General features: G+C 62.3%; 21 protein-coding genes and 1 riboswitch. Of the genes, 10 read left to right on the top strand and 11 right to left on the bottom strand.

The window, feature by feature from the left end:
• Positions 1–742 precede the first annotated feature (742 nt).
• The 7 genes from gtdA (at position 743) to DMO26_RS16410 (ending at position 6,028) form a co-directional block, all read left to right on the top strand.
• The gene (gene gtdA / locus DMO26_RS16440; protein ID WP_117193233.1) at positions 743–1,792 is read left to right on the top strand and encodes a gentisate 1,2-dioxygenase; all 1,050 of its coding nucleotides are present in this window, start codon (positions 743–745) and stop codon (positions 1,790–1,792) included.
• 45 nt (positions 1,793–1,837) lie between these two features.
• Positions 1,838–2,707: a fumarylacetoacetate hydrolase family protein gene (locus tag DMO26_RS16435; RefSeq protein WP_117193232.1), complete on the top strand. Its 870-nt coding sequence runs from the start codon at positions 1,838–1,840 to the stop codon at positions 2,705–2,707.
• A complete protein-coding gene (locus tag DMO26_RS16430) occupies positions 2,704–3,216 on the top strand; it encodes a MarR family winged helix-turn-helix transcriptional regulator (protein WP_117193231.1) in 513 nt (170 codons plus the stop codon). Before DMO26_RS16435 ends, DMO26_RS16430 begins: the two co-directional genes overlap by 4 nt.
• Positions 3,217–3,375: 159 nt before the next feature.
• On the top strand, positions 3,376–4,434 hold the full coding sequence (locus tag DMO26_RS16425; RefSeq protein WP_117193230.1) for an alcohol dehydrogenase: 1,059 nt from the start codon (positions 3,376–3,378) through the stop codon (positions 4,432–4,434).
• Positions 4,431–5,369, top strand: coding sequence for a thioesterase family protein (locus tag DMO26_RS16420; RefSeq protein ID WP_117193229.1), 939 nt, complete (start codon positions 4,431–4,433; stop codon positions 5,367–5,369). The genes DMO26_RS16425 and DMO26_RS16420 overlap by 4 nt, the downstream gene beginning before the upstream one ends.
• A 50-nt stretch (positions 5,370–5,419) precedes the next feature.
• The gene (locus tag DMO26_RS16415; protein ID WP_117193228.1) at positions 5,420–5,689 is read left to right on the top strand and encodes a type II toxin-antitoxin system ParD family antitoxin; all 270 of its coding nucleotides are present in this window, start codon (positions 5,420–5,422) and stop codon (positions 5,687–5,689) included.
• Positions 5,690–5,692: 3 nt separating this feature from the next.
• Positions 5,693–6,028, top strand: a complete 336-nt coding sequence (locus DMO26_RS16410) for a type II toxin-antitoxin system RelE/ParE family toxin (RefSeq protein ID WP_117193227.1) — start codon at positions 5,693–5,695, stop codon at positions 6,026–6,028.
• On the opposite strand, the gene DMO26_RS16405 is transcribed toward DMO26_RS16410, so the two are convergent.
• The 5 genes from DMO26_RS16405 to DMO26_RS16385 all read right to left on the bottom strand — a co-directional run bounded on the left by DMO26_RS16405 (position 6,021) and on the right by DMO26_RS16385 (position 12,162).
• Positions 6,021–6,743, bottom strand: a complete 723-nt coding sequence (locus DMO26_RS16405; RefSeq protein ID WP_117193226.1) for an enoyl-CoA hydratase/isomerase family protein — start codon at positions 6,741–6,743, stop codon at positions 6,021–6,023. The two genes, DMO26_RS16410 and DMO26_RS16405, sit on opposite strands and share 8 nt — an antisense overlap.
• A gap of 31 nt (positions 6,744–6,774) precedes the next feature.
• Positions 6,775–9,135, bottom strand: coding sequence for a xanthine dehydrogenase family protein molybdopterin-binding subunit (locus DMO26_RS16400; RefSeq protein ID WP_117193225.1), 2,361 nt, complete (start codon positions 9,133–9,135; stop codon positions 6,775–6,777).
• Positions 9,136–9,561: 426 nt separating this feature from the next.
• On the bottom strand, positions 9,562–10,341 hold the full coding sequence (locus DMO26_RS16395) for an alpha/beta fold hydrolase (protein ID WP_117193224.1): 780 nt from the start codon (positions 10,339–10,341) through the stop codon (positions 9,562–9,564).
• A 15-nt stretch (positions 10,342–10,356) separates the two neighbouring features.
• Entirely contained in the window at positions 10,357–11,481 is a 1,125-nt protein-coding gene (locus DMO26_RS16390; RefSeq protein WP_117193223.1) for an LLM class flavin-dependent oxidoreductase, read from the bottom strand.
• Between the two features lie 69 nt (positions 11,482–11,550).
• Complete coding sequence (locus tag DMO26_RS16385; protein ID WP_117193222.1) at positions 11,551–12,162, bottom strand: NADPH-dependent FMN reductase; 612 nt, start codon at positions 12,160–12,162, stop codon at positions 11,551–11,553.
• A gap of 256 nt (positions 12,163–12,418) precedes the next feature.
• On the opposite strand from DMO26_RS16385, the gene DMO26_RS16380 reads away from it, so the two are divergent.
• Positions 12,419–13,069, top strand: a complete 651-nt coding sequence (locus tag DMO26_RS16380; RefSeq protein WP_226951316.1) for a GntR family transcriptional regulator — start codon at positions 12,419–12,421, stop codon at positions 13,067–13,069.
• Positions 13,070–13,098: 29 nt separating this feature from the next.
• Here DMO26_RS16380 and DMO26_RS16375 read toward each other — a convergent pair whose 3' ends face one another.
• The 3 genes from DMO26_RS16375 to DMO26_RS16365 all read right to left on the bottom strand — a co-directional run bounded on the left by DMO26_RS16375 (position 13,099) and on the right by DMO26_RS16365 (position 15,556).
• Positions 13,099–13,770, bottom strand: a complete 672-nt coding sequence (locus DMO26_RS16375; protein ID WP_117193221.1) for a spermidine synthase — start codon at positions 13,768–13,770, stop codon at positions 13,099–13,101.
• Between the two features lie 65 nt (positions 13,771–13,835).
• Positions 13,836–14,780: an ABC transporter substrate-binding protein gene (locus tag DMO26_RS16370; protein ID WP_162894936.1), complete on the bottom strand. Its 945-nt coding sequence runs from the start codon at positions 14,778–14,780 to the stop codon at positions 13,836–13,838.
• Positions 14,777–15,556: an ABC transporter permease gene (locus DMO26_RS16365; RefSeq protein WP_117193220.1), complete on the bottom strand. Its 780-nt coding sequence runs from the start codon at positions 15,554–15,556 to the stop codon at positions 14,777–14,779. Before DMO26_RS16365 ends, DMO26_RS16370 begins: the two co-directional genes overlap by 4 nt.
• Before the next feature lie 143 nt (positions 15,557–15,699).
• Positions 15,700–15,802: riboswitch (TPP riboswitch) on the bottom strand.
• A 175-nt stretch (positions 15,803–15,977) separates the two neighbouring features.
• Between DMO26_RS16365 and DMO26_RS16360 the strand changes: the two genes are divergently transcribed.
• Positions 15,978–16,442: a DUF1801 domain-containing protein gene (locus tag DMO26_RS16360; RefSeq protein ID WP_117193219.1), complete on the top strand. Its 465-nt coding sequence runs from the start codon at positions 15,978–15,980 to the stop codon at positions 16,440–16,442.
• 15 nt (positions 16,443–16,457) lie between these two features.
• Here the strand turns inward: DMO26_RS16360 and DMO26_RS16355 are convergent, their stop codons facing one another.
• The 3 genes from DMO26_RS16355 to DMO26_RS16345 form a co-directional block, all read right to left on the bottom strand.
• Complete coding sequence (locus DMO26_RS16355; RefSeq protein ID WP_162894935.1) at positions 16,458–17,993, bottom strand: tannase/feruloyl esterase family alpha/beta hydrolase; 1,536 nt, start codon at positions 17,991–17,993, stop codon at positions 16,458–16,460.
• Positions 17,994–18,127: 134 nt separating this feature from the next.
• Positions 18,128–19,288 carry an LLM class flavin-dependent oxidoreductase gene (locus DMO26_RS16350; protein WP_117193217.1) on the bottom strand — a complete coding sequence of 387 codons (1,161 nt, stop codon included), beginning with the start codon at positions 19,286–19,288 and terminating at the stop codon, positions 18,128–18,130.
• A complete protein-coding gene (locus DMO26_RS16345; RefSeq protein ID WP_117193216.1) occupies positions 19,285–20,067 on the bottom strand; it encodes an alpha/beta fold hydrolase in 783 nt (260 codons plus the stop codon). Before DMO26_RS16345 ends, DMO26_RS16350 begins: the two co-directional genes overlap by 4 nt.
• A 246-nt stretch (positions 20,068–20,313) precedes the next feature.
• Between DMO26_RS16345 and DMO26_RS16340 the strand changes: the two genes are divergently transcribed.
• Positions 20,314–21,105 (top strand): SDR family NAD(P)-dependent oxidoreductase, encoded by a 792-nt coding sequence (locus DMO26_RS16340; protein ID WP_117193215.1) that lies wholly within the window; start codon positions 20,314–20,316, stop codon positions 21,103–21,105.

Here is a 21,105-nt window from a genome sequence, read left to right as displayed (position 1 = left end):
TCGTAGGGCTAGCTCCATGGGGCGATTCCATCGATAGAGGTTGCCCTGAGTCCGTACAGTGCAGTGACGCCGCAGCCGCAATGATACTTGCGGTAGTGATATCGCCATTTTCTCTGATACTCGCGGTCTTTGCCTTCCTAGGCGCAAATGCCCTCAGTCGATTAGGGCCGAGCAGGCCTAAAGGTGCGGCGGAGAGGTGAATTCGAGCCGAAGGCAATTCGAATCGCTTATCTTGATCGATGGGACGAATCGACTGACATCGGCAGACATGGCGATATTATATTTGATCATCTCGTCCTTTGGTTTGCTGTATACGACGTACCGGGGATCTCGGTAAATTTCAGGAAGCCTTTCATATCGATTTCGTCAGAGGGCATCGTACATCAGCCCTCCTACAAACTCATCGTTTGGTCTTCGGTAGAAAGAGTAGAAGAAGTAAGTATCACAAAAGGTAAATGGGGGAAGATTCTGCGTCTTATACTGAGAGATACAATCGACCCGCTCTTGCTGGCTGACCATTTCTAAATGGAACTCTGGCACGACATACATATGGATCGACATCCCTGCTGCTTTTTTTCAGGGAATGTGGATGTCAAAGCCTTGGGTCAGCGTTACCTTTAAAATCCGTAGCGCCCTTTGCAGTTGGAGCAGAGATGCGTAGGATCCCTTCCGCAATTGACGCCCTCAAAATAATTAGTATACCTTACGATCCGTGGCTGGAGGAGCCGAGGAGGAGGATTCCATGCACGAGATCGATGCGGCGACCATCGCGAAACGCGAGGAATTTTACGGGCGGCTCAAGCCGCACAACATGGCGCCGCTCTGGGAAGTGATGAAGGGCATGCTGCCGCCGGAGCCCACGTCGAAGGCGCAGGCGCACCGCTGGCGGTACGACGAGATCCGCCCGCTAATTCTCGAATCCGGCAACCTGCTCACCGCCGAAGAGGCCGAGCGCCGTGTGCTGATCCTCGAGAACCCGTCCTTCCCGGGCCAATCGCGCGCCACCTCGACGCTTTACGCCGGCATCCAGATCATCATGCCGGGCGAAGTGGCGCCCGCGCATCGCCATACGCCGTCTGCGCTGCGCTTCATGCTGGAAGGCACCGACGCCTATACATCCGTCGGCGGCGAGCGCACCCGCATGGCTTTCGGCGATTTCGTCATCACCCCGGTCTGGGCCTGGCACGACCACGGCAATGACGGCTCCGACCCGGCCGCCTGGCTGGACGGTCTCGACGTGCCGATGATCGCCTTCTTCGAAGCGGTGTTCCGCGAGGACTACAACGACGCCGAACAGGAGATCCTGCGGCCGGAGGGCGATTCACTTGCCCGTTTCGGTTCCGGCATGCTGCCGATCGGCGGCACCAGCCCCTACGGCCAGACGACGCCGATCTTCAACTACCCTTACGAACGCAGCCGCGAGGCGCTGTACCGGGCTTCGCGCGGCGAAGCGATCGACGCCCATATCGGCACGACGCTGCGCTATGCCAACCCGCTCGACGGCGGCTGGACCATGCCCACCATGTCGGCCTGGCTGAGCCATTTCCCGAAGGGCATGGAGACGGCGAAGATCCGCTCGACGGACCATATCGTCATGTGCATCGCGGAAGGCACGGGCTCGATCGCGATCGGCGCAAAGACCTTCGATTTCGGCCCGAAGGACGTCATCATCGTGCCCGGCTGGTCGTGGCGCTCGTTCAAGGCGAACGAGGATGTCGTCGTTTTCTGCTTCTCCGACCGCGTTGCCCAGGAGAAGCTCGGTTATTTCCGAGAGGATCGCGTCCGGGCTTGATCCGGATGCCCCGCTCCAGAGTTCAGAACACCCGAGGAGAGAAAAATGCGTTTCTGTCGCTTTGACGATCATCGTCTGGGCGTGGTGATCGGCGACGAGGTGAAGGATGTCACCGCCGTGCTCGACCGCCTGCCGAACTACCGCTACCCCTTCCCGCATGGCGACCAGCTCATGGCGCATTTCGCCGAACTGCGGCCCCTCATGGAGGAAATGGCGAAGACGGCACCTTCGAAGAAGCTCGCCGATGTGGCGCTCTTGAGCCCGATCGCCAATCCGGGCAAGATCGTCGGCGCACCGGTCAACTACCGCCTGCATCTCGACGAGGTGCTCGACAGCGACCAGCTGCATCACGGCATGAAGATCAAGCCGATTGCCGAGGCGGGCGTCTTCCTGAAGGCGACCAGTTCGCTGATCGGTCCCTCGGAAGGCGTGGTCGTCGACTGGAACGACCGCCGCACCGACCATGAGATCGAACTTGCGGTCATCATCGGCAAAAAGGGTTTTCGGATTTCCGAAACCGAGGCACTGGATTACGTCGCCGGTTATGCGATCTGCTACGACATCACCATCCGCGGCCCGGAAGAGCGCAGTTATCGCAAGTCGCTCGACACGTTCAGCGTGCTCGGCCCCTATGTGGTGACGGCGGACGAGATCCCCGAGCCTAACAACCTCGATTTCGAGCTGACGATCGGCGGCGAGACGCGCCAGAAATCGAACACCAAAATGCTGATCTTCAACGTCCAGAAGCTGATCGAATTTGCCTCCAAGGCCTATACGCTTCATCCTGGCGACATCATCATGACCGGCACGCCGGAAGGCGTGGCCCCGATCGCCGCCGGCGACGTGCTGCACGGCACGTTCGAAGGTATCGGCTCGATGGATGTGAAGGTTTACGACAACTGGGACAGGAAATGAGTTCCGGCCCGAGGACGCCGGACGCAGAGGACGATCACGAAGCCGACCCGGCCGCCCTGCTGCCCGGCATCGTCGGCATCCGCATCCGGCGGCTGCAATCGCTGTTCGGCAGTCACTGGCAGGGCTGGTTCCGCACCCGCGGGCTTTCCGTCACGCCGGTCCAGGGCGGCGTGCTGCTTCTGATCCGCAGCCATCCCGGCATCAGCCAGATCGCCCTTGCCCGGCGGCTCAGGATCGAGGCGCCGACGCTGATCCAGTCGCTCACGCCCCTCATCAAGCAGAAGCTCGTCGAACGGGACCGCTCGGCGGAAGACGGGCGCGTTTACGAATTGCGGCTGACGCAGGCCGGCATCGAGGCGGCCGCACTGGTGGAGGCTTCCATACCGGAACACGAAGCGGACCTGCTGCGGAACCTCTCGCCGCAGGAGCGGCAGGCTTTTCTCGCGCTGCTGGACAAGGCGATTGCCGGGGCGGAAGCCGCGATCGAAGCGGGAGAAAAAGGAGAGTAGTCCTCTCGCCCGTCCATTTCGACCCGCCGGACAACGCCTCGCAGCGAAACCGCTGCCACTCGTCACGGCCTATGCTGACCGGCAGAGGTGCCATTTCCCAATTGCCACATAACAGGCAGCCTGATATGCCTTTGGCATGCATCTGGGAGGAGCAGAATTATGCGGTCATGGCAGGTTTTTCAGGCGTCGGAAGTACTGCGCGAAGTCGAGGAGACGACGCCCCGGCCGGTGGGCGGCGAAGTGGTCGTATCGGTCTCCCATTGCGGCCTCTGCCATTCGGACATCACGCTCTGGAAAGGCGTGTTCGACATGGGCGACAAAAAGGTCTCGATCGACAGCATCGGCATGAAGCACCCGCTGACGCTTGGCCATGAGATTCTCGGCACCGTCGCCGCCATCGGCCCCGATGTGACGGATGTGAAGGTCGGCGAGCGCCGTCTTGTTTATCCCTGGCTCGGCTGCGGCGAATGCGAAACCTGCCGGGCCGGCCGGGAGAACCTGTGCATGCAGGGCCGTCCGCTCGGCATGCGCCGGCCGGGTGGCTTCGGCAGCCATGTGGTCGTGCCGGCGAGCCGCTACCTGATCGATACCGGCGATCTCGACCCAGCGCTTGCCGCCACCTATGCCTGCTCGGGCCTCACCGCCTATTCGGCCATCGCCAAGGCCATGCCGGCGCGTTCCGACGAGGCGATCGTCGTGGTCGGCGCCGGCGGGCTGGGGTTGAGCGGCATCGTCATCCTCAAGGCGCTCGGGCATGAAAACATCGTCGTGGTGGATGTGTCCGAGGAAAAGCTGAAGACGGCGATGGGGGCCGGCGCCCACAAGGCGGTGCTTTCCACCGGCGAAGACGTAACGAAGAAGATCGTTGACGCGGTCGGCAGGCCGGTGCGCACGATCATCGATTTCGTCAACAACAGCGAAACGGTCGCTTTCTCCTTCCCGGCGCTTGCACGCGGCGGGCGCATTATCATGGTCGGCATGTTCGGTGGCCAGTTCACCATTCCGACCATGCGCATGGCGCAGGGCGGTTTGAGCCTGATCGGCAGCATCACCGGTTCGCTGCAGGAGTTGCGCGACCTCGTGGACCTGGCAAGGACCGGAAGGCTTGCCGCCATCCCCTACGAGGCCGTGCCGAAGTCCGAGATCAACGACGCGATGGCAAGGCTGCACAAGGGTGCCGTGAAGGGCCGGATCGTGCTTCAGGAGGACATAGCGTGAGTGTCGAAATGATCGAAGTGTGGCGGGGCAGCGCGCGCCAGTGGGAGGTGGACGAGATGGGCCACTGGAACACCCAGTATTATGTGGCCCGCGCCAACGAAGGGCTTGCCATGCTCTTCGGCTTCAACGGCCTGCCCGGCCTGTTCTCGCCGGATGCCGTCACGACCATCGCCTTCAACGAACACCATATCCGCTTCCACCGCGAGGCGCATGGCGGCGCGCCGCTGCATATGACCGCAGGCTTCCTGGAGGTCGGCGAGACGATGGCCTTTGCCGTGCTCGTTCTGCATCACAGCGAAAGCGGACAGGTCGCCGCGACCTTCCGGGTACGGCTGACGCATGTGCAGGCCGCCGATGGCGCGACGCCGCTTGCCTGGCCGGACGCCTTTCGGGAAAAGGCCGCGGCATCGCTCGTCGAAACGCCGAAGGAGGCCGCGCCGCGCGGCACGGATGACGACCCGGTCACAGTCACAGCCTCCCGCGACCGGGCGATCCACCTGGGGCTGAAGCGCACTGCCATGAGCCTGATCGAACGGGACAGCTGCGATGCGTTCGGTCGCATGGTTTCCCAGAAGTTCATCGGCGCCGTCGGCAGCGGGGTGAAGCAGCTCACCGGGCCGCTGCGCGCCTGCGTTGCGGAACTTGCGGAGACGCCACCCGGAAAGGTGGGCGGCGCGGTCTTGGAATTCCGCATCGTTTATGGCGAAACACCGCGCATCGGCGATTGTTTCGAGATCTGGGCTGGCCTGCAGAAGGCCGACAAGCGCACCATGTCGCTCATTTTCTGGATGGTCGATCCGTTCACCGGCCGGGTCTACGGCTCGATGCAGTCGATCGCGATCGTCTTCGATCTGGATGCGCGGGCAATCGTGGCGATCTCCCCGGCGGCGACGGAGGCGTTGGAGGAGTTCGTGACGGAGGGACTGGGGCTTTAGGTATTGCGGAGCCTCCTCCCTCATTCCATAATTGAGGTAAGGAGATTGTCATGTCCCGTCACGAAACGTTACCCGAGCAAGATGAGCAATTCATTCAGCGGCAGCTTGAGTCCGGCCGCTACAACGATCGCAACGACGTCATTCACGCCGGGCTGGAAATGCTTCAGGAATTCGAAGCCGAGCTTGAAGAATGGCTGTCGAAAGAAATTCCCAACCGCTATGCTGACCTGAAGAACGATCCATCCAAGGCGGTTTCATTCGACGCCGCCCGTGCTCGTTTTGAAAAAAAGCACAAAACTGAGATGGCGAAAGCCAGATAGCGGATGAACTACCGCATTCGTTTGCACGAACTGGCCGAAATGGAGCTCGATGCAATCTATGACGCGATAAGCGCAGCAGCCGGCCCTGTTACGGCGGGCGACTATGTTGGTGGTATTTACGACCTTGTCGAAGGCCTTCTTCCATTTCCGGAACGTGGAACGGTTCGTCAGGGCGCGGTACCGAAACTACGCATCATCGGTTACCGACGCAGCGCATCGATAGCTTTCGCAATCGAAGATGATCTTGTGATTATTCTAGGCGTTTTCAGGCGCGGCCGAAACATCAGGCCTGAAATGCTCAGACAACGCCTAAAATCAACCTTTTCCGGTTCTACCTGAACTTCTCCGCCGTCGCGACGCAGTTGATCAGCGCGGCGAGTTCCTTGCGCGACGCGAACGATGTCTCCGGGCTCATCGAAATGAATGCCTTGATGCCACGCACGGTCGGGACCGAGTTCTTTTCGAGCTGGCCGACGACGCGGGTAACTTCGGCGTCGAGGCCGTCGGCGGGAACGGTGATACCGATGACGCCGAGAACCTTGGCTTCGGCGGCCGGTATGATGTCGCGGGTGAAGACCATACGGGCGAGAGCGGCGCGCGAGATGCGGTCGGCGAGCGCGTTCAGAACCAGCGTCGGGGCGATGTCGTGGTTCATTTCCGGCACCTGGAAGGTGGCGGTGTCGGCGGCGATCGCAACATCCGCCAGAGCCGCGATGGCGCAGCCGACGCCGGCGGCCTTGCCGCTGACGGCGGTGATGAACGGAACCGGGATTTCGCGCAGCACTTCATAGAAATCGAGCACCGGATCGGAGATCGCGCCGCGCAGGTCGAGCGCGGTGGCGCGGATGCCGGGGGCGGGCATCGCGGCGGCTCTCCCGGTGCAGAAATCCGGGCCGTTCGCCTTCATCAGCACGACGCGGGTTTCCGGCGGAAGCGACCTCAGCGCGGCGGTGATGGTGTCCGCCATTTCCGGCGTGAGCGCATTGCCCTTGTCGGGGCGGTTGAGGACGATCTCGAGGACGTTCCCCCTCGTGGAAATCAGGACTTCGGACATTTCTTCCTCCTCATGGGCTTCCGCCTCGTATTCACTGAATGGACTTTCCCCGATTGGCCTTGGCTGCCTGGATCGCCTGCCAGATGCGGAACGGCGTCACCGGCATTTCGATATGGCGGACGCCGAGCTCGGCGAGCGCATCGGTGATCGTGTTGACGATGACGCCGAGCGACGGGGTCGTACCACCCTCCCCGCCCGGGCGGAAGCCGAGCGGATGGCTCTTCGCCGGCACTTCGCTGATATGGGTGTCGAAGCTCGGGAAATCCGAGGCGCGCGCCACCTGGTAGTCCATGAAGGTCGCCGCCAGATTCTGGCCGGTCTCGCGGTCGTAATGCGACCATTCGAACATCGCCTGGCCGGCACCCTGCACGATGCCGCCATGGGTCTGGCCGTCGACGATCATCGGGTTAAGTGCCTTCCCGACATCGTCGACCGTCGAATAACGCGGGATTTCATAGAAACCGGTCTCAGGATCGATCTCGATCTCGCAGACGGCGGAGCCGTAAGGGTAGGCGAGCCCGTGGGTCGTCTCGTCGGCGATCGCGGCAAGCACGCCCTTCAGCTCGTCCGGCAGGCCGAGATCGGTTTCGGCGGCTTCCGCCGCCTCGAACAGGCTCATCACGCCGTTCGAGCCGCGGGCGCGAAAATGGCCTTCGGTATAGTCGATGTCTTCCGGCTTCACGTCGAGCATGAAGGCGGCGATCTTCCTGCCGCGTTCGATGATCTCGGCGGTCGCCTTGTGCATGACGATCGAGGAGAAGCGCAGCGACCGGCCGGAATGCGAGCCGCCGCCGGCGGAGACGAAATCCGTGTCGCTGGCGCGGATCTGCACGACCTCGTGGGAAATGCCGAGGAAGGAGCCGACGAGCTGGGCGAAGGCGGTCTCGTGCCCCTGCCCCGTATTCTGGGTGCCGATCACCACGTCGACGATGCCGGAGGTCGGATCGACGGTGATCTCGGCGCGTTCGCGCGGCACGCCGCTGGTGCCCTCGATATAGTTGGACATGCCGATGCCGCGCAGTTTTCCGCGCGACTTCGCCTCGGCCCGGCGGGCCTCGAAACCCTTCCAGTCGGCCATGTCCAGCACCTTGTCCATGCAGCCGATGTAATCGCCGTTGTCATAGGTGACGCCGACGGGGTTGGCGTAGGGACACTCTTCTTCCGGGATCATGTTGATACGGCGGAGTTCGATGCGATCGAAGCCGAATTTGCGGGCGGCGAGGTCGATCATCCGTTCGATGATGTACATCGCTTCGGGACGGCCAGCGCTGCGGTAGGGAATGGTCGAGACCGTGTTGGTCATCGCGGCGCGGAATTCCACATGCGCGACCGGCACGCGGTAGAGGCTGGTCATCAGCTGGATGCCCTTGTTGAGGGCGGTGTAGGAGACCGTATGGGCGCCGATATTGCTGGTATTGACCGAATGGAAGGCGAGGAACTTGCCGTTCTCATCGAGCGCCAGACGTGCCTTCACATAGAGGTCGCGGCCCTGGAAATCCGAGAGGAAGGCTTCGATGCGCTCGGCCTGGTGCTTGACCGGCCGGCCGATCAGCTTGGCAGCATAGGGCAGCGCGATGAATTCCGGATAAGTGGCGTTGCGGGTGCCGAAATTGCCGCCGACATCGCGGGGCGCCTTGACACGCACGAAGGCCATGTCGACGCCGAGCGAGGCGGCGATCTGCTCGCGCATCATCACCACGCCATGTCCGCCGGAAGCGTGGATGGTGAACTTGCCGGTTTCGGGATCGTATTCGGCCGACGAGGAGCGCGGTTCCATGTGGACACCGGTGACGCGCTGCGCCCAGCTTTCGAATTCCAGCACATGCGCCGCCTTGGCGAAGGCGTCCGCGGTGCCTGCGGGGTCGCCCACTTCGCCATCCATGGCGAGATTGCCGGGCACGTGATCCCAGAGCTGAGGCGCACCGTCTTCCAGAGCGTCGACGCCGCGCACGACGGCGGGCAGTTCCTGCCAGTCGATCATCACGGCTTCCGCCGCGTCCTTGGCGAGATTGGTGCTCTCAGCGACGACCATGACGATCGCCTCGCCGACGAAGCGGGCCTTGTCGGTCGGCAGCGCCTGATGGTGGGTGCGGGCGCGCTCGGAGCCGTCGCGGTTCTTGATGCGGATATCGGAGCCGAATTGCGAACTGCCGATCGCATGCGGGATCGGCTTGATGCCGGCGGCAACCAGATCCTCGCCGGTGACGACGGCCAATACGCCGGGCATTTCCAGCGCGGCGGAAGTATCGATGCTGCGGATGATCGCGTGCGCATGCGGCGAGCGGACGAAGGCGGCATAGGCCGTGTTTTCGTATTTCAGGTCGTCTGCATATTCGCCCCGGCCGGTGATCAACCGGAAATCTTCCTTGCGCCTGACTTCTTCACCGATCATGCCATTCCTCCCTTGCGCACCGCCCGATATCGGCCGGACGATGGCGTTCTGCCCGCGGCTCTTGGGCCATCCTGATGCAAAACGCAACTCAATTCATAATAGACATACTCGATCCGTCAATGTTGAAATTTTTGGATTCGTGGAAATTGACGACTGCGGGTTCTGTTTTCGATAGTGCCCACACCTCTGCCATCGTCATCCCTGTGCTTGTCACAGGGATCCAGCAGCGTCGCGTCTGCGGCGCGGAAAGGTCCTTTCACGCGAACGACTTCGCGTGGCTGGATTCCTGTGACAAGCACAGGAATGACGGAAGAGACGTAAGCCTCCAACCCCAAGAAAAAAGGCCCGGACCGAAGTCCGGGCCAAGCTTCCCTGGGAGGGGAATTTTTCCCGAGGGGATCGGGCAGGAGGCCTTTGGCCCCTGTATCAAGCGGCGTCCGGCCCCTGGTTCAGCACATAACCGGGGCCACGCTTCAGGAAATCCTTCCAGAGGCGAAGCGTGCGCTCCGGCTGGTCGACCTCAACCGAATGGGCCGCATCGAAGATGAAGGCACGCTGCGACGTCGGGATGTTGCGTTTCAGGTGCGCGCCTGCTTCGGCCGGCACGACGCTGTCTTCCGTACCCAGCAGAATGAGCGTCACGGCTTCGATCGAAGGCAGGCGCGCGCTGAGTGCCTCGTCAACCTGAACATTCTTGGCGAGGCGCTCGTAAGTCTTGCCGTTGGCGCCCATGATCTCGGGCGATTTCGGCGTGGAGGTGATCTTCTGCGGGTGGGCATAAAGCGCCTTGAAGCGCGCTTCGGGATCGGCCGGAAGACCGCCCTTGCCGCCGAAACGGAAGCCGGCCGGCACCTGCAGGATCAGATGGTCGACCATCTTCGGGTTTTCCGCCGCAAGCCAGAGCGCGGTCCAGCTGCCGAAGGAGGAGCCGATCACGTCGAAACGCGGGCCAACGACCTTTTCGGCGAACTCGGCGACCATCGCCGCCCAATCCCGCACGGTCGCCAAGTCGTCATTACCCTCCGTACCGTCGAAGCCGGGGCAGATCGGTGCGTAGACCGTGTGATTGGCCGTGAGCGCCTTCAGCGGCTCGGTGAGCATGATACCGCCGGCTGCGTGGAGATAGAGAACCGGCGTGCCCTCGCCGCCGACATGGTAGGAGAGCTTGCCGCCGGAAAGCTCGATCGTCTTCAATTCGAAAGCCATGGATCGAACTCCCTCTTACAAGCTGGCGACTTCAGGGGCAACGCGGTCGCGGAACAGTTCCATGCCGCGGCGAACGACGCTGCCCGGCATGTTGCCGACCTTGATCGTCAGGTTCAGGAGACCGCAGTCGAGTTCCTGGCGCAGGCGCCTGATCTGCTTGACTACCGATTCCGGGCTGCCGCAGATGATCGAACCGGCTTCGATCTGCTCGTCCACGGTGCGGCCGCGCAGCGTCGCGAGGCGCTTCTGGAAATTCTCGCCGGCATCGGCTTCCGTGTAATAGCGGCTCTGGCCGAGAACCAACTGTTGCGCGGAGCGTTGCGGACGCATCAGCGTCTGGTGAAAGTAAGTCTGGGCGGAGGCCATGTGGTGCTTCGCCTCCTCGTCCGTATCGGCAATGCAGATCTGCTGGCCGACCAGAATATCGTCCGGCGTCGGCTCCCAGCCATAGGACCGGGCGGTCTTCTTGAAATAGTCAACCGCGTCCTTGGCGGCGCCGATATTCTGGATCAGCGTGATGCCCATGATGGCGCGCATCTTGGCGACGAATTCCGCCGATTCCGCATTGCTGGCGGACATCAGGATGCGCGGATGCGGCTTCTGGATCGGCTTCGGCCAGATCGAGACGGCCGGGAACTGGTAATGTTCGCCTTCCCAGCCGAAGGGCTCGTCCTCGGTCCAGGCCTTGATGATGAGTTCGGCCGCTTCGCGGAGCCGGCTGCGGGATTCGCTCGGCGGGATGTTGTAGGCGATATATTCGTGCGGGATGCCGCGCAGGAAGCCGGCGATCAGGCGTCCGCCGGACATGACGTCGATCATCGCATATTCTTCGGCGACGCGGATCGGGTTGAGCAGCGGCAGCAGGTTGCCGACAATGGCGATCTTGGCCTTGCTGGTCTGGCGGGCGAGCGCACCGGCGATCAGGTTCGGGTTCGACATCAGGCCGTAGGGGCTGTAGTGGTGCTCGTTGCAGCCCACCCAGTCGAAACCGTAGTTTTCGGCATCGACCATCTCGTCGATATATTCGTTGTAGAGGCCCTGAATGCGCCTGCTGTCGATGCCATGCGTGCTGACAGGCCATTCATGCGGCAGCTTGTCGTAGTCCGGATAAGGCATCAGGTGGAAGAAGTTGAACTTCATGGAAAACTCCGCATGGACCGCTGCCCTTTGACCGGCGAAACGGTCCGATGGTGATCACTTGGAATGAAATCAGTTGGCGACAACGAGGCGCGGGGTGACGTCTTCGACGCGGGAGGCCATCACCATCCGGGCGAAATCCACCACCTGCGAGGCGACGATTTCAAGAGCCTGGGCGACTTCCCGCCTGGCCGGCTGGCCGTCGATAAAGGGCTTTTCATTGGACTTGATGGTGGCGGCATAGGGTGTCGGCCAGCCACGCAACGCATGCACGACCATGCGCAGGCCCATCAGGCCCGAGCCGAGCGCCTGATCGCCGGCGGCGCAGACGATGCAGCCAACCGCGCGGCCGTCGAAATAGGAGCGCGCGTCCCCGCGCATGTCTTCCGTGTAGTCGATGGCATTCTTGATCATGCCGGACATGCCGCCATGGTAGCTCGGCGTCGCGATGACGACGCCATCGGCGCGGCGGAGCGCCTGGATGAGGCGGAGCGTGGCAGGCGTGCGGTGGGTGACGCCGGGATCGAAAAGCGGCAGTTCGAGCGCCGCACCACAGATGATGTCCGTTTCGGCCCCGGCCTTTTCGGCTGCGGAAAGACAATAACGAAGGGCGAGCTCCGAGCTCGACCCGGGGCGCTGCGTGCCGCCGATGCCAACGATGAACGGCTTTCTGGTCTGGGTCATGATTTTTCCTCCCTCGGCCGGAGCCGACTGCCTTGTCAGGCATCCTGATTAGATTTTTGTATACCTTTCAGACGAAAGTCAAGCAAAATCCGTCATCCTCAAATCGAGTTCATCAAACTGGTATACACTTTTCGCAAGCAACGTCTCTGGACGAAGCGTCGGTTTTCCCGCATCATCGGATAAACGCTTTGTGGGCAATGGCTTGAAAAACGAAACGGCAAAAGACTTGAGCAGAGAGGGCAGCTCCACGAGCGCGGTGGAAATTGCATACCATCATATCCGCCACCTGATCCTGACCGGCGAGATGCGCTCGGGCGATAAGCTCTTGGAAAACCAGTTGGCAACCGCCATCGGCGTCTCCCGCACGCCCATCCGCGAAGCGCTGAACCGGTTGAATGCGGAAGGACTGGTCGTGCTGGAGCGCTACCGGCGCGGCATCGTGGCGGATTTCTCGCTCGACGACGCGGTGGAGATCTTTCGCCTCCGCGCGATCCTCGAAGGTCACGCCGCCGGTCGGGCGGCGACGCGTATTTCCGACGCCGATTTCGCGCGGCTGCAAGAGCTGGAACGGGTCATGGAAGCCCAGTTCGAGGAACTCGGCTGGAACGAGCATCTGGAAGGGTTCGACAAGCTGAATGCCGAGTTCCACGCGGTGATCGCCGCCGCTGCCGAAAGCCCGCGGCTGGAAAAAATCCTCGCCTCCTCGCTGGAGCTGCCGGCTGCGATCTTCAACCGTTATTCCGAACCCGTCGAAGTGCGGACAAGACGTACCCACGCGCAGCACCGGGAAATCCTCGCGGCGCTGAAGGCCCGCAACCCGGAATGGGCGCAGGCGGCCATGAACGCCCACCTCTTCTCGCTTCTGCCGACCGCATCGGGATCGCTGGAGCATGAGGAAAAGAGCTGAGCGGTTCCACCGGCCGAACGCGCCATGCCCTAACGATTGGCGGCCATCCAGAGGACGTGCTTGGCGCCGCGCTTGCCGTTGGCCCGCACATTCACCTCTTCGGTGCCAAAGCCCACCTCCCGCAGGCGGCGGGTAAAGGCCGCATCCGGCGCGGAAGACCAGACCGCCAGCACGCCCCCCGAGCGAAGTGCGGCCTTGGCGGCACGAAGGCCGGTGTGATCGTAGAGGCCGTCGTTCGAAGCGCGCGTCAGCCCATCCGGACCGTTGTCGACATCGAGCAGGATGGCATCATAAGCGGCCTTCTTCGAGCGGATCAGTGCGCCGACGTCGCCGACATGGATATCGACGCGCGGGTCGTCGAGCGTGCCCTTGTGGAGGTCCGCCATCGGTCCCCGCGCCCAGTCGACCACTGCCGGCACAAGCTCGGCGACGGTGACTTCGGCATCGTCGGGCAACACGCCCAGCGCCGCCCGCAGCGTAAAACCCATGCCGAGCCCGCCGATCAGCATATGGGCATTCTTCCTGCCGGCAATCCGCTCCCAGGACAGTGTTGCCAGCGCCTCTTCCGAGCCGCTCAGCCGGCTGTTCATCAGCTCGGTCGAGCCCAGCATGATGGAAAATTCCTGGCCGCGCCGTTTCAGGCGCAGTTCGCCGCCCTCTCCGGGAATGGTGGCACGGTCAAGCTCTATCCAGGGAAGCATGGGCTATCTCATCGTCTGCGATACGGCGCCTCCTAACACAGGCGCCGCACCGAAAACACCGGCACCTAGCGGATTTCGACCGCCACATCCTCCGGAGCAGGCGCAGTCTTCACCAGTCCCATCTCCTGCATGAAGGTGCCGAAGCGGGCGTAACGGCCCTTGTCGAGCGCGGCCGGGCGCTTGGCGAAGCGCGGCAGCGTGTCGAAAAAGGCCGTCCTGTTCAGCTCGTCGTCGAGATTGGGGTAAGCCTTGATGAACAGGGCCCAGGCTTCCTCAGGATGGTTGGTGATGAAGATCGAGGCCTGTTCGACGGCGGTGAGGAAACGCGGCAGGCGGCTGTCGGCGGCAAGATCGCGGCGGGTGACGTAGATCAGCTCGTCATAGGCCGGAACGCCGTACTCCTCCGGAAAGAAGGCGCGGCCGACATGGCCTTCGAGCTTCATCTGGGTCAGTTCGAAATTACGGAAGCCGCCGAGAGTCGCATCCACCTTGCCGGCGATCAGCGAGGGCGAGAGCGAGAAATTGACGTTGATCAGTTCCACGTCATCGATCGAAACGCCTTCGGACGCGAGCATCTTTTTCAGCATCGCATCCTCGAAACCGGTGACCGAGAAACCGACCTTCCTGCCCTTCAGGTCCTTGAGGCTCTTGATCGGTCCATCGGCAAGCACCGTCACCGTATTGAGCGGCGTTTCGACTAGCGTGCCGAAGCGAACGAGCGGCAGGCCGGCTTCGTGATCGAGGAAAAGGTTCGGCTGGTAATGGATGCCGATATCCGCCTGCCCTGCCGAGACGAGCCGCGGAACGGCGGAGGGATCGGACGGCGGGATGAGTTCCACATCGAGGCCCTGCGCGGTGAACAGGCCCTGTTCCCTGGCGACCACCATCGGCGCATGGTCGGGATTGACGAACCATTCGAGCAGCACGGAGACCTTGTCGGCCGCATGCGAAGAGGCGGGCGCAAGCAAACTGCCGAACATGAAAAGAGATGCGGCGAGGATACGGTTCATCGGGTGGAACTCCTTGATGTGGATGAAGAATCAGGATCGGCTTCCGCCGCCCAGGGGGTGAGGCCCGCCGTCAGGCGATCGACGAGAAATCGGAGGGAAAGGGTAAGGACGGCGAGCACGGCCATGGCCGCGAACACCGTATCGGTCTGCATCCGGGCATTGGCCTGCACCATGACGAAACCGAGCCCGCCCGACGCTCCGACCCATTCGCCGACCACGGCGCCGAGCGGGGCCAGCGGTGCGGCGACGCGGAGGCCCGAGACGAGGTTCGGGATCGCCAGCGGCACGCGGATGCGGGTGAGCGTCCGCCAATGGTCGGCACCGTCGAGCGAAACGGCGTCGAGAATCTCCCGATCGGTGCGGCGAAGCCCGTCGGCAAAGGCGGAAGCGACGGGAAAGAAGATAATGATCGTCGTCATCGCCACTTTCGAGGCCAGCCCGAAGCCGAACCAGATGACCAGGATCGGCGCCAGCACGAAGACGGGAAAGGCCTGCAAGACGAGCACCATCGGCCAGACGAGGCGTCCAAGCCGCGGCCAGGCGGCGACGCCGAAGGCGGTGGCAATCCCCAGCACCGAACCGACCGCCAGCCCTGCGATGATCTCGGTCAGCGTCACCAGGCTCTGCCGGGCCAGAAAACCCGGCTGGCGCAGGAAGGCGGATGCCACCGCCAGCGGAGAAGGAAGAATGTAATGCGCCGGCTGGAAAACCGAGACCCCGGCCTGCCACAGGAGGACGAGCGCCACCAGGCTGAGACCCGCATGGGACATGCGCATGGCGATGTCACGCGGCTGAACGGAAGGCGGCCGGATTTCCGGCAGTCAGGACAAGGGGCTCGAATGTCATCGGTCGATCTCCACCAAAACGGAGATCCAGGTGAAAAGCGGAGAAGAGAAAGTGCCGTCTTGGTGATGTGACCCTGGGACGCCGTTTCCGTTCCTACGCCGGTATGACCCGGATCAGGTTCAAGGGTCCGGCTCACCGCCATCTCAGCATCGTTCGATGCCCCCCTCGGAATGCCCGCGAAACTGTCGTGTTTCGCACGCCCTGTCAAGGATATGGCAGGTGCGGCGATTGTTTCGCATCGCCGGCGGCACCGGGCAATGCGGCCGGCGCACTCACCTGGATCGGCGACGGCTCCCGTCATCGTCCGAAACGAGCTATCCTCGATGTCGCATCAATGAAGGGAAGGAGCAGATGGCCAAGGAACTCTCCAGGAAGTCGGCAAAGGCCGCAAAAGATCCGATCAACCCATCCGCGGAGCCGGTTCTTCTCTCGGGCGGCAATCCGCAGATCGCCAAGGGATACGGCGACGAGCCGGTTCAGGCCTATATCGCCGCCATGCCGGGCTGGAAAAGCGATGTGGGGCGGAAGCTCGACACGCTCATCACCCGCACCATCCCCGAGGTCAGGAAGGCCGTCAAATGGAACTCGCCGCTCTATGGAATGGACGGCCAGACCTGGTTCCTCGGCATCCACTGCTTCAACAGATACATCAAGCTCGCCTTCTTCCGCGGCGTGCTGCTCACCCCCATGCCGCCGGTGGAATCGAAAACCAAGGAGGCACGCTACCTACATATCGGCGAGGACGGAGCGCTCGACGAAGCACAGTTCGTGGACTGGATCAGGCAGGCGAGCCTGATGCCGGGCGAGAAGATGTGAATCCGAACCGGATTGTCACTTCCGGCATTCGAAGTTCGCGGCGCTGTTGATGTCGCCCGCGCCCTTGTAAGACGCGTAGGACGGATAGGGGCAAAGCGGACGGGTCCGGCCGGGAAAAGCCTTGCCCGAAACTTCGACACTTTGCGGCGCCTCGCCCTTTTCCACCCAATTCACCAGTCCGGTCAGCATGTCGAACTGGTCGAGGCCAGCCGGGCCGCCGCGGCAATGCGCCATGCCGGGAACGAGATAGAGCCTGGCCCAGTCCTCCGTCTTTATGCCGGCCTTGGTCGCCTTGCTCATGCGATTGAAGAAATCGACGGTGTCGTTCGAGGAGAACCATGGATCGCTGACGCCATGGAAGAAGATGATCTTGCTTCCGCGCGCGGCGAACGAACTCAGGTCGGTCCATTGGTCCGAGTTGATAAGCCGCTGCTGGGGATCGTCGATATCCGCCTTCTCAACGGCATCGTCCACGTCGAAGCTCATGGCGTTGTTCTTGAACTGCCGGTTGCGCTTGTCGTCGAACCGCATGAGGCCGGGAATGGGGTCCGTTGTGCTCATGACGCCGGTGTCATAGGGAAATGCGACATAGGCTGGCCGTCCCGATGCATCGAGCGTCGGCGAAAACGTCTCGGCGACGACATCGGCCTGTTGTTTCGTGATGCAGCCTTCAGTCTTTCCGGCGGAGCACACGAGGCTTGCGGGATCGAATTTGCAGGCGGCCGGGTTGCCGATCATGCCGTCTTCGGCGCCATCGAGAGCATCGCAGGATTTCAGGATGCCCTTGAGGACCACCTCACGGTCGGCATCCGAGAAGGCTTTGGAGCGGTCCGGCGCGCCGTCGGCGCCCGCCGGAGAAATTCTGTTCATCGCGACATTCTTCGCCGCGAGCGACATATTCGAACGGCTCGTCCGCATGGCGGGCGCCCCGGCTATGATGCCGTCGAAGATCAATGGAAAGCGTTGCGCCGAGGCCATGGCCTCGCGTCCTCCGGTCGAGCAGCCGGCAAAATAGGAGCGGTCGGCACCTCTGCCGTAATAGGCGGCGACCAGCGCCTTGCCGAGGACGGCCACCTTTTCGACCGACCACCCGGCGAAATTGAGGGTCGCGATCTGGTCCGCCTTGAACGAAGCATCCCAAGCCTCTGCCTGATGGCCGCTATCGTGCGATATGACGCTGAACCCACGGGCGAGCGCACTCTTCGCCCCGGCTGCGACATCCCCGAGAGGGGGCCGCACCGTGCCGTTCAGACCGCCGCCGCCTTGAACGAGGAAGCGTCCACCCCAGTCGTCCGGCAGGGCGATCGAGAACCCGATCGAATACGACTTGCCGTCCGCCCCCGTGCGATGTTCGAAAGAACCGCTGACAAGGCAATGGGCCGGCCCTTTGTCCACGACACGATCGGCACGCGCCACCTTGAGGTCAAAGCCGGGCAATTGCAGGCTCTTCGCGTCGGTGCATCTGGCTTCGGGCGCGGATGCCGAGGCGACTGCCGGCACCGAAAAGGTCACGACGGCAACGAGTGCCGAGGCTGCGAGCAGCTTGTTCATGCGATATTCTCCTCCCACTTCGCTGCCCTCCTCAAGACAGCGGGGGTATCGCATCAAATTTCAGGCTCCCTGTCAATCAAGGCGGGCGCCCGGAATCGACCGTCATCCGCGCGTCCGGGCTTGGGTAAGAAAAATCACGCCGCCTTCTTCGCCGTCACGTTCCTGAGATACGGCATGACTTCCTTGGAATAGATCTCCATGTTCTTGCGCGTCAGCTCCGCCGGCAAGGTGCCGAACTGCAGGAGCGTCAGGAGATGGCCGAAACCGATCTGGGCCTGGTATTCCTCCAGCTTCTCGCGCACTGTCGCCGGGCTGCCGCAGATGAACTTGCCCTCCTCGATGACGCTGTCGATCGTCTGCTTCATCGAATGGCCGGCCTTGGCGGAGAGCGCTCCGACCATGGATTTGACCGAGGTGTAACCCGGCGGCAGCAGCATCTCCATCGGCATGCGCAGGAACTTCTGCAGAAAGGCCTCGATATGCTCCCTGGCCTCCCTGCGGGCGATCTCGTCGGTTTCGGCGACATAAAGCGGCAACGACCAGCCGAGCTGATCCTCGGTCGCTTCGTAGCCGTAACCGGCCGCGACGTCCTTGTACATCTTCATGTAGCGCGCGACGGTCGAAACCGAGGCGAAGGTCTGGAGATAGGTGTACTTGCGGTCCGGATGGGCGGCCCATTCGATGGTTTCGCTGGACCCCTGGCTCGGGATCCAGATCGGCGGATGCGGATTGTCCTGATAAACCCGCGGCCAGACGTTCACGTATTCGAAATTGTAGTGCTTGCCCTCGAAGATGCTCGGGCCAGCTTGAGTCCAGGCCTGCAGGATGAGGTCATGGGCCTCCTGGAACCGCTCGTGCGAAAAAGCCGGGTTGACGCCCCAGGAATGGTATTCGGCGCCGATGCCGCGCACCATTCCGGCAATCAGGCGACCGCCGGTGATATTGTCCACCATGGCGAATTCTTCCGCCACGGTCAGCGGGTTGTTCAGGAGCGGCAGCGCGCGGCCGAGAATGGCGATCTTGACGTTCTTGGTGCGCCGCGCGAGCGCGCCGGCCATGACGCCGGGGATCGGCATCAGGCCATAGGCGTTCGAATGATGCTCGTTGACGCAGATGCCGTCGAAACCCAGCTGGTCGGCATATTCCAGTTCGTCAAGATAACGATTGTAGAGCTGATGTCCCCTCTTCGGGTCGAAATAGGTGTTCGGCAGCGTCACCCAGGCGGAATCGTGTTTCTCGTCATAGGAGAGATCCAGATCCGCATAGGGCATCAGGTGCATGAAGTAGAATTTCATCGCGTAACCTCCCGGATGAAGCCGTCGACCAGCTGGACGAAACGGTCGCTCTTTTCGATCTGCGGTAGATGTCCGCAATTCTCGATGATCTCAAGGCGCGAATTGGGAATGAGTTCCTGCCAGGCCGGACCGTAGCCGGCCGGCACGATCTTGTCGTCGTCGCCCCAGACGATCAGCGTCGGCACGGAAATGCGGTGCAGCCACTTGTGCAGGTCGGGATTGTAGAAGCGCGGCTCCCAGGCGAGTTTCGCGGTGGTGAGCTTGTTCTTGAGGATCACTTCCAGCCCCTCCTTGGAGGGCGGGGTGGCGAGCATCTGCTCGGCATAGGCCTGGTCGTGGAAGAGGTTGCGGGCGGTGGCCTCCGCATTCCACATGAAGACATCGCCCTTGCGCAGGCCCTTCACGCGGATGCCGGCCGGCGCCACCACGGTCAGCGAATTGAGCTTCGTCTCATTGCGGATGGCGATCTCCGCCGCCAGCCAGCCACCGATCGAACCGCCGACAAGGTTCACCTTGTCGAGGCCGAGACGGTCGATGACGTCGAGATAGAAGAAGGCGAGGTCGGACATGCCGTCCAGCCATTCCGGCGAGCCGGAAGCGCCGAAGCCCGGATGTTCCGGCACGATCACGTCATAGCTTTCGGCGAGCTTTTCCATGAACGGCGCCCAGCGCGCCGCGCCGCTCGAACCGTGCAGGAAGAGAAGCGGCGCACCCTTGCCGCCGCGCATGAACCGGACATTGCAGCCGGTTATGGTCTCGGTGCTTTCGGTAAAGCTCATCTGTGTTCCATCCTCCCTGATATATACAAAGGTATACAAGTCGGCTCGATAAAGCCATAGAAATCGCGCCTGCGCCGCAGCGGATTTGATCAATCTGTATAACCTTTTGAAGAGGGTCAATATGACTCTGTCAAATTTTGATTGATAATAGCAAATTTCCAGCTTGCTTCTTTGGCAATTGCATACAAAGTAGGCCGCGTTCGGGCGGGGAGGATCATGCTCGCCCGGGTCGCAGGGAGGATGGGAATGCAAGCGGAAAAACTGTTCGACCTGAAGGGCCAGGTCGCTGTCGTCACCGGGGCTGCAAGCGGGCTAGGGCTCGCCATCACCAAGACGCTCGCGGCCAACGGCGCGCATGTGGCGCTCGTCGATCTCAATCCGGAAACGCTGGCCGCCGCCTATCAATGGCTGAACGGCCAGGGCTATTCCGCCGAAAGCCATCAGGTGGATGTCTCCGACAGCGCTGCTTTGCGCGCGACGATCGACGGCGTCGCCGAAAAGCATGGCCATCTCGATATTCTCGTCGCCAATGCCGGCATCAGCGGCGGGCCGAATTCCCGTACCGAAGCGGGCGCCATCGAAAATGTCAGCGACGAATTGTGGAACAAGGTGGTGGATGTGAACCTGACGGCAACCTTCGTCGCCATCCAGTCCGCCGCCAAGCACATGAAGAAACAGAAAAGCGGCCGCATCGTCGCGATCGCCTCGATCGCGGGGCTGCGCGCCGACCCGATGACCGGTTACGCCTATGCGTCCAGCAAGGGTGCCGTCGTCAATCTCGTCAGGCAGGCGGCCTGGGAACTGGCGCCTTACAATGTTCTCGTCAACGGCATCGCGCCCGGCCCCTTCCGCACCAATATCGCCGGCGGCCGCATCCGCGAGCCGGAGATCGAAAAAGCCTTCGCCGACACCGTGCCGCTCGGCCGCATCGCCGAAACCGAGGAGATCATGGGCCTCGCTTTGCTCCTCTCCTCCAAGGCATCGAGTTTCATGACCGGCGCGGTGATCCCGATCGACGGCGGTACGGTGGCGATTTGA

It is taken from the genome of Rhizobium terrae, assembly GCF_003425685.1.
Classification (GTDB): Bacteria; Pseudomonadota; Alphaproteobacteria; order Rhizobiales; family Rhizobiaceae; genus Neorhizobium; species Neorhizobium terrae.
The sequence above is the reverse complement of the archived record's forward strand: the minus strand, read 5'-3'. Positions and strand labels throughout refer to the sequence as shown.

Coding starts and splice junctions, on each gene's coding strand:
- gtdA (WP_117193233.1), top strand. CDS start 743: ATGCACGAGATCGATGCGGCGACCATCGCGAAACGCGAGGAATTTTAC.
- DMO26_RS16435 (WP_117193232.1), top strand. CDS start 1,838: ATGCGTTTCTGTCGCTTTGACGATCATCGTCTGGGCGTGGTGATCGGC.
- DMO26_RS16430 (WP_117193231.1), top strand. CDS start 2,704: ATGAGTTCCGGCCCGAGGACGCCGGACGCAGAGGACGATCACGAAGCC.
- DMO26_RS16425 (WP_117193230.1), top strand. CDS start 3,376: ATGCGGTCATGGCAGGTTTTTCAGGCGTCGGAAGTACTGCGCGAAGTC.
- DMO26_RS16415 (WP_117193228.1), top strand. CDS start 5,420: ATGTCCCGTCACGAAACGTTACCCGAGCAAGATGAGCAATTCATTCAG.
- DMO26_RS16410 (WP_117193227.1), top strand. CDS start 5,693: ATGAACTACCGCATTCGTTTGCACGAACTGGCCGAAATGGAGCTCGAT.
- DMO26_RS16405 (WP_117193226.1), bottom strand. CDS start 6,743: ATGTCCGAAGTCCTGATTTCCACGAGGGGGAACGTCCTCGAGATCGTC.
- DMO26_RS16400 (WP_117193225.1), bottom strand. CDS start 9,135: ATGATCGGTGAAGAAGTCAGGCGCAAGGAAGATTTCCGGTTGATCACC.
- DMO26_RS16395 (WP_117193224.1), bottom strand. CDS start 10,341: ATGGCTTTCGAATTGAAGACGATCGAGCTTTCCGGCGGCAAGCTCTCC.
- DMO26_RS16390 (WP_117193223.1), bottom strand. CDS start 11,481: ATGAAGTTCAACTTCTTCCACCTGATGCCTTATCCGGACTACGACAAG.
- DMO26_RS16385 (WP_117193222.1), bottom strand. CDS start 12,162: ATGACCCAGACCAGAAAGCCGTTCATCGTTGGCATCGGCGGCACGCAG.
- DMO26_RS16375 (WP_117193221.1), bottom strand. CDS start 13,770: ATGCTTCCCTGGATAGAGCTTGACCGTGCCACCATTCCCGGAGAGGGC.
- DMO26_RS16370 (WP_162894936.1), bottom strand. CDS start 14,780: ATGAACCGTATCCTCGCCGCATCTCTTTTCATGTTCGGCAGTTTGCTT.
- DMO26_RS16365 (WP_117193220.1), bottom strand. CDS start 15,556: ATGCGCATGTCCCATGCGGGTCTCAGCCTGGTGGCGCTCGTCCTCCTG.
- DMO26_RS16360 (WP_117193219.1), top strand. CDS start 15,978: ATGGCCAAGGAACTCTCCAGGAAGTCGGCAAAGGCCGCAAAAGATCCG.
- DMO26_RS16355 (WP_162894935.1), bottom strand. CDS start 17,993: ATGAACAAGCTGCTCGCAGCCTCGGCACTCGTTGCCGTCGTGACCTTT.
- DMO26_RS16350 (WP_117193217.1), bottom strand. CDS start 19,288: ATGAAATTCTACTTCATGCACCTGATGCCCTATGCGGATCTGGATCTC.
- DMO26_RS16345 (WP_117193216.1), bottom strand. CDS start 20,067: ATGAGCTTTACCGAAAGCACCGAGACCATAACCGGCTGCAATGTCCGG.
- DMO26_RS16340 (WP_117193215.1), top strand. CDS start 20,314: ATGCAAGCGGAAAAACTGTTCGACCTGAAGGGCCAGGTCGCTGTCGTC.